Source organism: Kitasatospora aureofaciens (genome assembly GCF_019192735.1).
Taxonomy (GTDB): Bacteria; Actinomycetota; Actinomycetes; order Streptomycetales; family Streptomycetaceae; genus Kitasatospora; species Kitasatospora aureofaciens_A.
Window position 1 is genome coordinate 66852 of sequence record NZ_JAHTKP010000035.1, and the last position, 14268, is coordinate 81119.

Annotated in this window: 11 protein-coding genes; 6 read left to right on the top strand and 5 right to left on the bottom strand. The window is 74.7% G+C overall.

Features of this window, described 5'->3' with window-relative positions:
- Positions 1-132 precede the first annotated feature (132 nt).
- Positions 133-2253, bottom strand: coding sequence for a DEAD/DEAH box helicase (locus KV557_RS27680; RefSeq protein ID WP_374106679.1), 2121 nt, complete (start codon positions 2251-2253; stop codon positions 133-135).
- Between the two features lie 542 nt (positions 2254-2795).
- Between KV557_RS27680 and KV557_RS27685 the strand changes: the two genes are divergently transcribed.
- On the top strand, positions 2796-3521 hold the full coding sequence (locus KV557_RS27685) for a ferritin-like fold-containing protein (RefSeq protein WP_218204226.1): 726 nt from the start codon (positions 2796-2798) through the stop codon (positions 3519-3521).
- Between the two features lie 3 nt (positions 3522-3524).
- Here the strand turns inward: KV557_RS27685 and KV557_RS27690 are convergent, their stop codons facing one another.
- The 3 genes from KV557_RS27690 to KV557_RS27700 form a co-directional block, all read right to left on the bottom strand.
- Positions 3525-3851 carry a hypothetical protein gene (locus KV557_RS27690; RefSeq protein WP_218204227.1) on the bottom strand — a complete coding sequence of 109 codons (327 nt, stop codon included), beginning with the start codon at positions 3849-3851 and terminating at the stop codon, positions 3525-3527.
- Positions 3852-3978: 127 nt separating this feature from the next.
- Positions 3979-4206 (bottom strand): DUF3107 domain-containing protein, encoded by a 228-nt coding sequence (locus KV557_RS27695; protein WP_218204228.1) that lies wholly within the window; start codon positions 4204-4206, stop codon positions 3979-3981.
- A 132-nt stretch (positions 4207-4338) separates the two neighbouring features.
- Entirely contained in the window at positions 4339-5001 is a 663-nt protein-coding gene (locus tag KV557_RS27700) for a TetR/AcrR family transcriptional regulator (protein ID WP_218204229.1), read from the bottom strand.
- A 221-nt stretch (positions 5002-5222) separates the two neighbouring features.
- Between KV557_RS27700 and KV557_RS27705 the strand changes: the two genes are divergently transcribed.
- The 5 genes from KV557_RS27705 to moeZ all read left to right on the top strand — a co-directional run bounded on the left by KV557_RS27705 (position 5223) and on the right by moeZ (position 11615).
- A complete protein-coding gene (locus KV557_RS27705) occupies positions 5223-6125 on the top strand; it encodes an alpha/beta fold hydrolase (protein ID WP_218204230.1) in 903 nt (300 codons plus the stop codon).
- 241 nt (positions 6126-6366) lie between these two features.
- Positions 6367-7995 (top strand): DUF3492 domain-containing protein, encoded by a 1629-nt coding sequence (locus KV557_RS27710; RefSeq protein WP_218204231.1) that lies wholly within the window; start codon positions 6367-6369, stop codon positions 7993-7995.
- Positions 7996-8060: 65 nt separating this feature from the next.
- Entirely contained in the window at positions 8061-9101 is a 1041-nt protein-coding gene (locus KV557_RS27715; RefSeq protein ID WP_218204232.1) for a hypothetical protein, read from the top strand.
- 91 nt (positions 9102-9192) lie between these two features.
- Positions 9193-10197 (top strand): NAD-dependent epimerase/dehydratase family protein, encoded by a 1005-nt coding sequence (locus tag KV557_RS27720; protein ID WP_218204233.1) that lies wholly within the window; start codon positions 9193-9195, stop codon positions 10195-10197.
- Between the two features lie 239 nt (positions 10198-10436).
- Entirely contained in the window at positions 10437-11615 is a 1179-nt protein-coding gene (gene moeZ / locus KV557_RS27725; protein WP_218204234.1) for an adenylyltransferase/sulfurtransferase MoeZ, read from the top strand.
- A gap of 71 nt (positions 11616-11686) precedes the next feature.
- Here the strand turns inward: moeZ and KV557_RS27730 are convergent.
- On the bottom strand, positions 11687-14268 hold a 2582-nt coding region (locus KV557_RS27730; RefSeq protein WP_218204235.1), incomplete at its 5' end, for a flippase-like domain-containing protein.

The window sequence follows — 14268 nt, forward strand, 5'->3', positions numbered from 1 at the left end:
TTCGCGTGCACCTGGCGCCCGTGCCGGTTGCGGATTTCCCCTTCCACCGCCCGTGCGCCGCGCGGGAACGCCGGAAGGGGCGGGCCGGGCCCCGGTGCGGGGATCGGCCCGCCCCCTCCGGGGCGGGTTGCGTCAGCTCTCCGGGGTGGTTTCCGGGGTGGCTGCGGCCTTGCGGGTGCGGGTCCGGCGGCGCGGGGCCGGGACCTCGGCCGTGGCGTCGGCCTCCGGGGTGTTCTCGGCGGTGGCCTTGGGCTTGCGCGTCCGGGTGGCCGGCTTCTCCTCGGCGACGGCGTCAGCCGCGACCTCGGTCTCCGCCTTGGGCTTGCGCGTCCGGGTCCGGGGCGCGGGCTTCTCCTCGGCCGGGGCCTCGGCGACGGCGTCAGCCGCGACCTCGGTCTTGGGCTTGCGGGTGCGCGTCCGGGTGGCCGGCTTCTCCTCGGCCGGGGCCTCGGTGGCCGGAGCCTCCGTCACCGCCTCCGCCTTGGGCTTGCGCGTCCGGGTCCGGGCGGCGGGCTTCTCCTCGGCCGGAGCCTCGGCGACTGCGGTCTCGACAACCGCGGCCTCGACAACCGCGGCCTCGACGACGGCAGCAGCCTCGGCCGCCGCCGCACCGCTGCGCGGCCGGCGGCGGCGACGACGCGGCGCGGCCTCGCCCTCGGCGCCCTCGACGGCCGGAGCCTCGACCGCGGCACCGGCCTCGACCTGCACGCCCTCGCCCTCGCCGACCGTGCTGCCCCGGCGGGTGCGCCGGCGCTCACGGGTGCGACGCGGCTTCTCCTCCGCCTCGACGGCGGCAGCGGCGCCACCGGAGCGCCCGGTGCCGGAGCCGGTGCCGGAGCCGGAACCGGCCGCACCGCGCCCACCCCGGCCGCGAGCGGAGCGCGCCCCGCGTCCGCCGGTCTCGCCGAGGTCCTCGACCTCCTCCGCGCCGAGCCCGGCCCGGGTCCGCTCGGATCGCGGCAGGACACCCTTGGTGCCCGGCGCGATCTTCAGCAGCTCGTACAGGTGCGGCGAGGTGGAGTAGGTCTCCTCCGGGTCGTTGAACGACAGGTCGAGCGCCTTGTTGATCAGCTGCCAGCGCGGGATGTCGTCCCAGTCGACCAGGGTGACGGCGGTGCCGGAGGCGCCGGCCCGGCCGGTGCGGCCGATCCGGTGCAGGTAGGTCTTCTCGTCCTCGGGGCACTGGTAGTTGATGACGTGCGTGACGCCCTCGACGTCGATGCCGCGGGCGGCGACGTCGGTGCAGACCAGCACGTCGACCTTGCCGTTGCGGAAGGCCCGCAGGGCCTGCTCGCGGGCGCCCTGGCCGAGGTCGCCGTGGACGGCGCCGGCCGCGAAGCCGCGCTGGGTCAGCTGGTCGGAGACGTCGGCGGCGGTGCGCTTGGTCCGGCAGAAGATCATCGCCAGCCCGCGGCCGTCGGCCTGCAGGATGCGCGAGACCATCTCGACCTTGTCCAGCGAGTGCGCACGGAAGATGTGCTGCTCGGTGTTGGCGACGGTCGCGCCGGTGTCGTCCGGGGCGGTGGCCCGGATGTGCGTCGGCTGGCTCATGTACCGGCGGGCGAGGTTGATGACCTGGCCCGGCATGGTGGCCGAGAACAGCAGGGTCTGCCGCTTGGCCGGCAGCATGGTGATGATCTTCTCGACGTCGGGCAGGAAGCCCAGGTCGAGCATCTCGTCGGCCTCGTCCAGCACGAGCGCGCGGACCTTGGACAGGTTCAGCTTCTTCTGGCCGGCCAGGTCCAGCAGGCGGCCCGGGGTGCCGACCACGATGTCGACGCCCTTGGTGAGCGCCTCGACCTGCGGCTCGTACGCGCGGCCGCCGTAGACGGCCAGGACGCGCACGTCGCGGACCTTGCCGGCGGTCTGCAGGTCGTTGGTGACCTGGGTGCAGAGCTCACGCGTCGGGACGACGATCAGCGCCTGCGGGAAGTCGGAGAGCTGCTCCTCGGTGGCCCGGCCGGCGTCCACGTCGGCGCGCACGACGGCCCGCTCGATCAGCGGGAGTCCGAAGCCGAGGGTCTTGCCGGTGCCGGTCTTGGCCTGGCCGATGACGTCGTGGCCGGTCAGCGCGACCGGGAGGGTCATCTCCTGGATCGGGAAGGGATGGACGATGCCGACGGCCTCAAGGGCCTCGGCGGTCTCCGGGAGGATTCCCAGGTCCCGGAACGTCGTCTTGATGGGTTCAGCGGTGGTGGACAGGGTGCTGCCTCTTCCGTGTGGAGGGGCCGAGAGCGAGCGGCGGGCGGGCAGCCGCGCGGCTGCGTACGGGCCGGACGGCCCTGATGACAGCTGCGCGGACGCACAACCGCGCCGGTCCCTGCGGCCGGCCGGTGCGCGCGGCCCGGTGCGGGGCGCGTCGCCGGCGGCGTCGGGGAGGATTCCCGTGAGGGACCTGCGCGGGACCTCCGCCGCGCGGGCGTGGTCTCGGCGGCCCTCGCTCGGCCACTGATGCGGTGCCAAGGCTTGAAGTCCAAGCCATGGTCGGAGCCGATCGGCTCTCCGACCGGGCATCCGCGTACGTGAGTACCCGTGCCTCCGGTGCGGACACGTCCGAGGGGACGGCGCCGCTAGGGAGCGGGCTCGCGCGGGGCACCGAGACGGCGGTGACACCGTGCAAGCACGACGGGGCTCCGTACCACCATACAGTCAGGCGACGACTCGAACACGTGACGCGTGTGACATTGCCCCTGGCGAGGGCGGTGTGAGCAGGCATTCCGGGTGGTCACCCGGGTGCGCCGGCCGTCGGCGGTCCGGGTGGGGGAGCCGGGCGGGCGGGACTAAGGTGGCGGGTCATGGAGACCCATGGTGAGACGCAGGACGCGGCCGGCTCGATCGGGGACTGGGCGAGCTGCTCGGCCGACCCGGGCTACCGCGCGGCGGTGCTGGACCTGCTCGGCGCGCTCGCGTACGGCGAGCTGAGCGCCTTCGAGCGGCTCGCCGAGGACGCCAAGCTGGCGCCGGACCTCGCCGACAAGGCGGCGCTGGCCCGGATGGCGTCCGCCGAGTTCCAGCACTACCAGCGCCTGCACGACCGGCTCGCCGAGATCGGCGCGGACCCGCAGGAGGCGATGCGGCCGTTCGTCGAGCCGCTGGAGCTGTTCCACCGGATGACCGCGCCCTCGGACTGGCTGGAGGGCCTGGTCAAGGCCTACGTCGGCGACGCGATCGCGACCGACTTCTACCGCGAGGTCGCGGTCCGGCTCGACGACGACACCCGCGACCTGGTCCTCGGCGTCATGTCCGACACCGGCCACGCCCAGTTCGCCGTCGACAAGGTGCGCCGGGCGATCGAGGTGGACCCGCGGGCCGGCGGGCGGCTGGCGCTGTGGGGCCGGCGGCTGATGGGCGAGGCGCTCAGCCAGGCCCAGCGGGTGGTCGCCGAGCGGGACGCGCTGTCGAACCTGCTGGTCGGCGGCGTCCAGGTGCAGGGCTTCGACCTGGTCGAGGTCGGCAAGATGTTCAACCGGATCACCGAGGCGCACACCAAGCGGATGGCCGCCCTCGGCCTGGCGTCGTAGGGCCTACGCCGGCCGGTGCCGCCGCGGGGCGCGGTGGGCGCCGGCCCGGTGCGGGTGGTGCCGGTGCGCCGGGGCCCGCCCGGCGGCCAGGTCGGGCCGGGCCAGCGCCGAGGTGAGCACGGCCGAGGCGACCGCGGAGGAGGCGATCGTCACTGCGGGGTAGTGCCCGTCCAGGCTGAAGTGCGCGACGGCCCCGCCCACCAGCGCCGCCGCCAGGGCCGTGCCGAGCGTCAGCCCCCGGGCCGCCGGGAAGTACGCCGGCAGCGCCAGCAGCGCGGTCAGGCCCACGATCAGGCCGATGAGGGCGAAGACGATCGACTCGACCAGCAAGGCTGCCTCCCCGGGTACGGGCGCGCGGCGCACGGGCGGCCGCACTGTCGCCGTACCCAGCCCCACCCGGCCGTACACGCAGCGGCGCCCCGCTCCCTGAGGGGAACGGGGCACCGGGTGAGCAGGCTCAGAGCGTGCCGAAACCGACCTTGCGGGCGGCCTGCTCGCCGATCTCCACGTACGCCAGGCGCTCGGCCGGGACGATGACGCGGCGGCCGTGCTCATCGGTCAGCGAGAAGAGCTTCTTGTCGCCCTCCAGCGCCTTGGCGACCGCGCTCTCGACCTCATCAGCAGTCTGCGAGCTCTCGATCACGATCTCGCGCGGCGTGTTCTGCACGCCGATCTTGACCTCCACGGCTTCCGTCCCTCCGGGGTTGCAGCCATCCACGCACGGACACCGGACCGCCTGGGACAAGCGTTCGCGGCGACCGCGCCGTACGGCTTCACCATAGAGCACCCGATCACCGCGGAGGCGAAGGTCAGCGGATCACCGGCGCTCGGACGAACCCTCGGCGGACTCGGAGCCCGGGTGCATCGGGAAGCCCTTCAGACCGCGCCAGGCGAGGCTGGCGACCAGCCGGACGGCCTCGTCCCGGGGGATCTCCAGGCCCTGCGAGAGCCAGTAGCGAGCGGTGATCTGGGCCAGCCCGCAGACGCCGGCGGCGAGCAGCTTGGACTCGGCCTCGGGCAGGTCGGTGTCCTCCTGGATCACCTTGCTGACCAGCGTCGCACTCGCCTCGGAAGCCCGCTCGACGCGCTCGCGCACGGCCGGCTCGTTGGTCAGGTCCGACTCGAAGACCAGCCGGAACGCGCCGGACTCGCTGGAGACGTAGTTGAAGTACGCCTCCATCGTCGCGGCCACCCGCAGCTTGTTGTCGGTGGTGGTGGACAGCGCCTCGCGGGTCGACTCGACCAGGGCGTCGCAGTGCTTGTCCAGCAGCGCCAGGTAGAGCTCCAGCTTCCCGGGGAAGTGCTGGTAGAGCACCGGCTTGCTGACCCCGGCGCGGTCGGCGATGTCGTCCATGGCGGCCGCGTGGTAACCCTGCGCGACGAACACCTCCTGGGCGGCACCGAGCAGTTGTTCACGGCGGGCGCTTCGCGGCAGGCGGGCACCGCGCGGGCGCTCCTGCGCCTCCTGGATGGCCGTCACGGCGCTCCTCACTTCGGGGTTGTTCGGGGCTGGCAAGGTGACCGATTCTACTTTTCGGTAACCGCGTTCGCGTTCGGCGGGCGTGAGAAAAGCCCCCGGCCTCCTTGTCAGGAGCCCACAATACGGCGCTGACCTCGGCATCGGCAGTGGTGCGACGAGGGCTGGGACGGCCGGCCCACCCCCCGGGTGCCCCCGGCCGGGGCTCACTACCATCGTCCACCATGAGCAGCGCTGAGCAGCAGGTACGGACGGTCGAGGTCCCCGGTGCGGTGCTCGCGGTGCACCGGCCGGCCGGCGACGGCGGGGCGGACGGGCGCGAGCCCGGGCTGTTCGTGCACGGGCTCGGCGGCTCGGCAGGCAACTGGACGGCTCTGATGGACCTGCTCGCCGACCGGGTCGACGCCGAGGCGGTGGACCTGCCCGGCTTCGGCGCCTCCGCGCCGCCCGCCGACGGCAACCTGAGCGTCTCCGGCCACGTCCGCGCGGTGATCGGCTACCTGGAGGCGGCCGGGCGCGGGCCGGTGCACCTGTTCGGCAACTCGCTCGGCGGCGCGGTCGCCGTCCGGCTCGCCGCGCTGCGCCCGGACCTGGTCCGCAGCCTCACCCTGGTCTCGCCCGCGCTGCCCGAGCTGCCGCCGCAGCACAGCGCCTGGCCGACCGCGATGCTCGCGGTGCCCGGGGTGCCCGCGCTGCTGCGCCGGCTCGCGGCGAACGGGCGCGGCCCGGAGGAGGCGGCCGACGACCTGCTGCGGCTGGTCTACGGGGACCCGGACGGGCTGTCCGCGGCCACCCGGGCCGAGGCGGTGGCCGAGTACCGGCGCCGGCTGGCGGTGCCGCACGCGATGCCGGCGCTGGTCGGCTCGGCGCGCGGAATCGTTTCGGCGTACACCGAGCGCGGCGACCAGGCGCTGTGGCGGCAGGCCGAGCAGGTGGCGGCGCCGGTGCTGCTGGTGTACGGGCTGCGCGACAAGCTGGTCTCGTACCGCTCGGCGCGGCGGGCCTGCGCGGCCTTCGCGGACGCCCGGCTGCTGGTGCTGCCCGACTCCGGGCACGTGGCGATGCTGGAGCACCCGGAGCAGGTGGCGCGCGCGGTGCGGGAGCTGCTCGGCCGCTGCGGCAGGTAGCAGCCGGTAACGGCGGGGTTCCCTGCGAGGTCACGCCGTTTCACTCGTTCAGGTGGCAACCAGGCATGTGACCGATGGATGGCCGGGGGCCGGTCCTACCTTTCTGCTGCCGGACCGAACAGGTGTGGGGGAGCGCCGCAGACACCGGAGCACTCGGGTGGCGGCCTGAGCAAGGGTCCCGGCGTGCGGCCCCGCGGCTCCGGTGGCCCCTGCGAGGGGCAGCAACCAAAGGAGGTCTCCCGTGCGCGTTGCCCTGCTCACCGAGGGTGCTCGTCCGTATCCCCGTCGTGGCGACGGAGGCTGGTGCGACCGGCTGGCGGAGGGGCTGCCGGAGCACGAGTTCGAGCTGTACCTGCTGACCGGGCCGACTGCCCTGGGCGTCGGCGACCGGCTGTCGCCCGCCTGGCGCGGGGTGCGCGAGCTGGCGCTGTGGGGGCGCCGGCCGGGCGTGCGGGCGCCGGGCGCGCTGCGCAGACGCCAGTACGCGCGGGCGTACGAGGAGCTGGTTCGCGCGCTGGTGCTGCCGGGAGAGCGCGCCGGATTCGGGGCCGGGCTGTACCGGCTGGCCGCGCTCGCCCGGGAGGACGGCACCCTGGCCGCCTTCCTGGCCTCCGCGCACGCCCGGCGCACCCTGGAGCGGGTCTGGCGGCTGCCCGGCGCGGACACCTCCGGCGGGCAGCCGCTGGCGTGCGACGTCCTGGTCGGCGCCGACCTGCTGGAGCAGTGCCTGCGCCCGCTGTCCGCGCCCTGGTACGGGACCGGGACCGGGTCCGGCGGCCTCGGCGGCGCCGACCTGTGCCACGTCGTGGGCGGCGGCCCGGCCGCGCTGCCCGCCCTGGTGGCCCGGCATCTGCACGGGGTGCCGTTCGTCGTCACCGAGCACGGGCTGCACCTGCGCGAGCAGTACCTCGGCTACCGCGAGGCGCCGTACCGCCGGCCGGTCCGGGCGCTGCTGCTGGCGTTCTTCCGGGCGCTCACCGAGGAGACGTACCGGCAGGCCGCGATACTCACTCCCGGCAGCAGCCACGATCAGCAGTGGCAGCGCCGGTGCGGGGCCGACCCGGGGCGCACCCGGGTGGTGTACGAGGGGACGCCCGCGGTGGCCCGCCCGGCGGCCGGGCCGGAGCCGGACGTGCCGACCCTGGTGTGGGCGGGCGCCCTGGAGCCCGGGCGGGACGCCGAACTGATGCTGCACGCCTTCGCGCAGGTCAGCGCCGGGCTGCCGGCCGCCCGGCTGGTGATCCACGGCGAGGAGGCGGCGCCCGGCTACCGCGCGCACTGCGAGGCGCTGGCCGAGCGGCTCTCGATAGCCGGGGCGGTGGAGTTCGCCGGACGGCCCGGCTCGCTCGCCGAGGCCTGGGAGAGCGGCACGGTGGCCGTCTTCTCCGCGCTCTCCCAGCGCCGCCCGCGGCTGCTCGCGGACGCCATGCTGAGCGGCCGGGCGGTGGTGTCGACCGATGTCGGGGTGGCCCGCGAGGTGGTCGGCCCGACCGGGCTGCTGGTGCCTCCGCGCGACCCGCGCGCCCTGGCCGGAGCCTGTCTGGCGCTGCTGCGCGACGAGGAGCGGCGGGCCCGGCTCGGGCTGGCCGGACGGCTGAGGGCGCAGGAACGCTTCGCCGTCGAACCGGTGATCGGCGCCTTCCGGGAGATCTACCTGGAGCTGGTCTCGCAGTTCCCGGCCTTCCCCGACGGCGGGGGCGGCGGCGCGGCGGGCGAGCCGCCCCGCCCGTTCGCCCGGCCCGCCGAGTTCTGGCTCGCGGACGGGCTGCGCGGCGGCCCGGACACCGGCGGCGGACCCGCCGGGGCGGACGGGAGCGGCGGCGATGACGGCGCGCAGGAGCGTCCCGGCGCCCTCGCGGAGGCGGTCTGATGTCCGGCGGCGGCACAGCGGCGGGAAGCCCGGGCAGGCCCTCCGGGGACCCGGTCCGCGAGGTGATGGCGGAGCACCGGGCGCTCTGCGAGCGGGCCGTCGACCCGCTGGAGATCGCCGCCGGGCTGGAGGAGGCCGGGCTGGGCGCCGAGGCGGCGGCCCGCTGCCGGCACGCCGACCTGTTCTCGCTGGCCGAGGAGCTGTACGCGCGGGTGCCCCGCCGCCCGACCCCGCCGCCGACGGCCCGGGACCGGCAGTGCGGCGCCGCCGCCCGGGCGACGCTCACCGCCGCCGCGCTGGCCGTACTGCCGTGTGCGGCCGTGGCCGGCCTCGGGGCGCGCTGGCCGGTGCTGCTGGCCGCCGCCGTGCCGCTCGCGCTCACCCCCGCCCTGACGGCGGAGCCCCCGGCCGGTCCGGTCCGACCGCCGTTCGCCTCGCCCGGTGCGGCGGACGAGCTGGGCGCCGAGCGGTCCGCGCAGCGCGGCACCGGCACCCGGTGGCGTCCGGCGGCCCTCGCGCACGGTGTGGGCCTGGCCGTGCTGCTGCTCCTCCCGACGGCCGTGGCCGGCGGGGACCGGCCGCTGACCGTCGCCATGGTGCTCGCGGCGGCGGTGTCGGCCGGGTCGGCCGAGCGGGCGGCCCGCTGGTACCGGCAGGTCGGCCGCGGCCACCTGGGTGCGGCGGCCACGCTGGCCGAGTTCCGGGCCCGGATGCGGCCGGTGCTCCCGGTGGCGGTGGCCCTGCACCTCGCGGTGCTCACCGTGCTGACCTTCGCCGCACTCGCCGTGCTGACCGTCGTCGCGCCGCGCCCCGGCCCGGGTCACGGCGGCGGGCTGCTGCACCTGGCCGCCGAGCGGGCCGGGGCCGTCCACTGGGCGGCGCAGGGCGTGCTGGGCCTGCTGCTGGTGCTGCCCCTCCTGCTCGCGCGCTGCGGCCGGTGGACCGCCGCCGCGACGGGCGCGCTCGCCGGGCCGGCCGCCGCCCTGGCGCTGCTCGGACTCGGCCGCTCCGGCCCGGTGGCCGGGCTGCTCGGCGGGGGCGCCGTCGCGGTGGTGCTGTTCGGGTACGCCTGCGCGGTGCTCGGCCGGGCCGAGGCGCACCGTTGATCCCCTCCTCCGATCCTCCTGTTCGTCGACTGTTCGTCGATTTCAGTCCGCCAGGTCGTCCCCGACCTCGCTTCGTGGAAGGACACCCCCGATGAGGGTGCTGCTGCTGGGCGCCGACGGCTTCATCGGCCGCCGGGTCACCGATCGTCTGCTCATGGACCAGGAGTTGCAGGTGACGGTGCTCGGCCGGCGCGACTCGGCCGACATCCGCTTCGACCTGACCACCGGCAGTCCGGGCGCGCTGGCGCGCTTCCTGGACGCCGTCGCGCCCCAGGTGGTGATCAACTGCGCGGGCGCCACCTACGGCAGCTCGCGCACCCTGATCCGGGCGAACACGCTGGCCGTCGCCACGGTCTGCGAGGCGATCCGGCGCAGCCGGGAGCCGGCCCGGCTGGTGCACGTCGGCTCGGCGGCCGAGTACGGGCCGGTGCCCGGCGGGGTGCCGGTGTCGGAGCACGCCGAACCCCGGCCGGTCGGCCCGTACGGGGTGTCCAAGCTGGCCGGGACGGAGCTGGTGCTGGCCTCCGGCCTGGACGCGGCGGTGCTGCGGGTGTTCGACGTGGTGGGCCCGGGGTCGCCGACCGCCTCGCTGTTCGGGCGGCTGGCCGAGGGGCTGCGCCGGGCGCTGGAGCGGGACGAGTCCCAGGTGCGGATGCCGGACCTGTCCGGATACCGGGATTTCGTGGACGTGCGGGACGTCGCGCGGGCGATCCAGGCGGCGGCGGTGTCGGCCGCCACCGGGGTGATCAACATCGGCAGCGGGCACGCCGTCCGGGCCCGGGACGCGGCCCAGCTGTTGGTCCGGGCGTCCGGCTTCGAGGGGGCCATCGTCGAGGAGAACCGGCAGGTCCTGCTGCCCGCGCAGGTCGCCGGCCCGGGCGGCGACCACCTGCCGGGCCCGCACCAGTCCGGCCAGCACCTGCCGGGCCACCGGCCGGAGGGGCCGCGGGCGGAGGGCCGGGTCCCGGTGGGGGAGCCCGTTCCATGGCGGCAGGCGGACGTGCGCACCGCCCGGGACCGTCTCGGCTGGCGGACACAGGTGCCGCTGGAGGAGTCGCTCGGGGACGTCTGGCTGGAGACGGCCTGCCGGGTCTGAGCGTCTGAGCCGCGCCCCGAGGTCGCGTCCGGCCCGTGGTGGCAGGCCGGACGCGCTTTTCGGGCGCCCGTCGGCCGGTCCCACGATCCGACGCCGTCCGTCTCGCCCATCGGACGGGCTGTCTCGGAATACCGGAGGGGCATGACACTGTTGGCGTAGCAGAGCCACCTGAGTGGCGGAGCAACATGACCCACTTCAAGTGGCCCCGGCCACCTGAACCGACGACCATCGGAGTTTCCGTGTCGCTGCCACCCCTGGTCGAGCCGGCTGACGAGCTCACCGTTGACGAGGTCCGCAGGTACTCCCGCCACCTGATCATCCCCGACGTGGGCATGGCCGGGCAGAAGCGGCTGAAGAACGCCAGGGTGCTGTGTGTGGGCGCCGGCGGCCTGGGCTCGCCCGCGCTGATGTACCTGGCCGCGGCCGGTGTCGGCACCCTGGGCATCGTCGAGTTCGACGTGGTCGACGAGTCGAACCTGCAGCGCCAGATCATCCACGGCCAGTCGGACGTCGGCCGCTCCAAGGCCGAGTCGGCGCGGGACTCGGTCAAGGAGATCAACCCCTACGTCGACGTGATCCTGCACGAGGAGCGCCTCGACAACTCCAACGTCATGGAGATCTTCTCCGGCTACGACCTGATCGTGGACGGCACCGACAACTTCGCCACCCGCTACCTGGTGAACGACGCCGCGGTGCTGCTCGGCAAGCCGTACGTGTGGGGCTCGATCTACCGCTTCGACGGCCAGGCCAGCGTGTTCTGGGCCGAGCACGGCCCCTGCTACCGCTGCCTCTACCCGGAGGCGCCGCCGCCGGGCATGGTCCCGTCCTGCGCCGAGGGCGGCGTGCTGGGCGTGCTGTGCGCGTCCATCGGCTCGATCCAGGTGACCGAGGCGATCAAGCTGCTGGCCGGCGTGGGCGACCCGCTGGTCGGCCGGCTGATGATCTACGACGCCCTGGAGATGAACTACCGCCAGGTGAAGGTCCGCAAGGACCCGAACTGCGCCGTCTGCGGTGAGAACCCGACGGTCACCGAGCTGATCGACTACGAGGCCTTCTGCGGCGTCGTGTCGGAGGAGGCGCAGGCCGCCGCCGCCGGGTCGACCATCACCTCGCAGCAGCTCAAGCAGTGGCAGGACGACAAGGAGGACATCTTCCTGATCGACGTCCGCGAGCCCGGCGAGTACGAGATCGTCAACATCCCCGGCGCGGTGCTGATCCCGAAGAACGAGTTCCTCATGGGCGACGCCCTGGAGAAGCTGCCGCAGGACAGGAAGATCGTGCTGCACTGCAAGTCGGGCGTGCGCTCGGCCGAGGTGCTGGCCGTGGTGAAGGCGGCGGGCTTCGCGAACGCCGTCCACCTCGGCGGCGGCGTGCTCGGCTGGGTGAACCAGATCGAGCCGCACAAGCCGGTCTACTAACGAGCTCCATGAAGAAGGGCCCGCCTCGTCGGCGGGCCCTTCTTCATGTCTCGAGGCTCTGATTTCGGGGCTCAGAGCGCGTGCTTGCGCTGGAGCACGTTGTAGGCGATCCAGCCGGGCAGCACCGGCAGCCAGAAGGTGAGCGCCCGGTAGAGGAAGACCGCCGGGGTGGCGACCGCCGGGGACACGTCGGCGACGGTGAGCGCGCCGATCAGGGCGACCTCGACCGGGCCGATACCGCCCGGGGTGGGGATCGCCGAGCCGGCCGCGTTGGCGGTCAGGAAGACCACCGCGACGGCCGAGAAGCTGACGTTGCCGCCGAAGGCATGCACCGAGGCGTCGAGGCAGGCGGTGAACGAGAGGGTCAGCAGCAGGATCCCGCCGAAGCCGGTGACCAGCTTGCTGGGCGTCTGCATCAGGTCGAGCATGCGCGGCACCACGCCGAAGAACAGCGAGCGCAGCCGGTTCAGCACGAACCGCCGCAGCGGCGCGACGGCCGCCACCACCAGGGCGAGCACGGCGGCCGTCAGCACGCCGATGATCACCGCGCGGGAGGCGGAGAGGTCGCCGTTGGTCTGGCTGCCGGTGATCAGGCCGAAGCTGAACAGCAGCAGCAGGTGCCCGGCCAGGCCCGCCAGCTGGGAGGCGCCGACCGAGGCCACCGCCTGGCCCGAGCGGATGCCGGCCTTCTGCAGGTAGCGGGTGTTGAGCGCGATGCCGCCGATCGCGGCGGGGGCGACCAGCTTGACGAAGGAGCCGGCCAGCTGGGCGGCCACCGTCCGCCGGAACGGCAGCTTCTCCGGCACGAAGCCGGTCAGGCTCATCGCCGCGGCGACGTAGCTGAAGGCGGCCGCCGCCAGGGCCACCGCCGCCCAGGCCCAGTTCATCTGGGAGAGCTTGAGCTGGGCGGGCTTGATGGTGGTGAGCGCCAGGTAGGCGGCGAAGGTGAGCGCGATCACCATGATCAGGCTCTTCGGCTTCAGCCGCTCCAGCCTGGCCGGCTCCATCGGCGCCTCGGGGGCGATCTGGAGGATCTGGCCGCGGATCCGGCTCAGCAGGTCCTCGCCGGCCGCCGCGATGTCCTCCTCGGCCTGCTGCTGGGTGCGCTCGCCGGCCGCGACCTGCTCCAGTGCCTTGGCCCGGGCGGCGGCCCTGCGCTCCTTGGTGATCCTCTTGAGGTCGACCCTGGTGGAGCGGCTGAGCCCGACCGGCTGGAGCAGCGGCAGGGCCTGCGCGACCCGCTCGGCGCCGAGCACGGCGTTGGCGGTGGCGACGGCACGCTCCGGGCCGATCCGCAGCGCGAAGGTGGTGAGCAGCTGGGCGACGTCGATGCGCAGGGTCAGGTCGGTGGCCGCGATGTCGCCGCCGGAGAGGTTGACCAGGCAGGCCGTCTTGTCGTCCACGACCAGCAGCGACTCGCCGGTGAGCCGGCGGTGGGCGATCCGGCGCTCGTGCAGGGCGGCGACCGACTCCCAGAGCGAGGCCATCACGCGGTCGGTGATCTCGTCGTCGGTGAGCTCGTCCAGGGGGCGGCCCTCGACGTTCTCGTAGACCAGGATCGCGGCGTCCGGGCCCAGCTCGGAGGTGGCGACCAGCTGCGGCGCGCGGGCACCCGAGGCCGCCGCCGCGTACGCGATCAGGGCCTCCTGCTCCAGCGCCTGGCGCAGCGACTGCGGGCTGCGGCGGACGGCCACCGAGCGCAGCCGCAGCCGGCGCCAGGCCCGGTAGAAGAAGCCGGAGGCCTGCTGCTCGCGGTCGACGATGTGGACGTCCAGCGGCGGGCCGTCCTGCTGGGCGACGTAGTAGCGGCGGGTGCCGCCGGGGGCGTCCGGGGCGCGGTGGGCGCTCTCCGGGGTGAAGCCGACCTTGCGCAGGCCGATCATCAGGTGCTGGCCGGTGGGCCGGATGTTGGGGGAGCCGATCGCGTAGAGCGTGCCGTACGCGACGGACCAGCCGATCAGGACGGTGAGCATCAGCGACAGCGGGGTGGTGTAGCCGCCGAGCAGCTCGGTGACCCCGCTGAAGATCACCACCACCCAGAGGGCCACCCGCCAGCGCGGTCTGCTCGACATGCCGACCGCGGTCATATAAGCGATCACGGGCGCGAGATAGCCGTGCACCGGATCGGTGAGGGTGCCGTTGCTGTCCATCGGCAGCCGGGTCAGCGCGTCCCTGATGTGCTCGGAGGCGCCCTCGGCGACCCACCAGTCGATTCCCAGCGAGACGCCGTAGGCGAGCACCGAGGCGAGGACGCCGTCGGCGACCCGCAGGCCGTCGCGTTTGATCAGCCGCTCGACCGCGAAGGCCAGCGGCACGGCGAGCACCGCGACGCTGGAGAGCAGGCCGGTGATGGTGGACAGCACCACGGAGAAGCGCGGCGCGTTGGTGGCGATGTCCTGCTCGATGCCGGTGGTGGTCGAGGTCGCGACGCCGGCCAGGACGAAGACGGCGACTATCCCGAGGACGCCGGCCATGAAGCGGAGCAGGTCGGTCGGGCGGTGCGCCCGGGCGGCGAGCAGCGGCTCGTCGACGTCCAGGTTGTGCGGGCTGTCGTCCAGCGGGTCGTGGAAGGCGGCGAGGGCGCGGGGGCCCTCGGCGGCCGGCGCGGGCTCGGGGGCGGGCACCGGCTCCGGCACGGCGGCGGGCTCGGCGG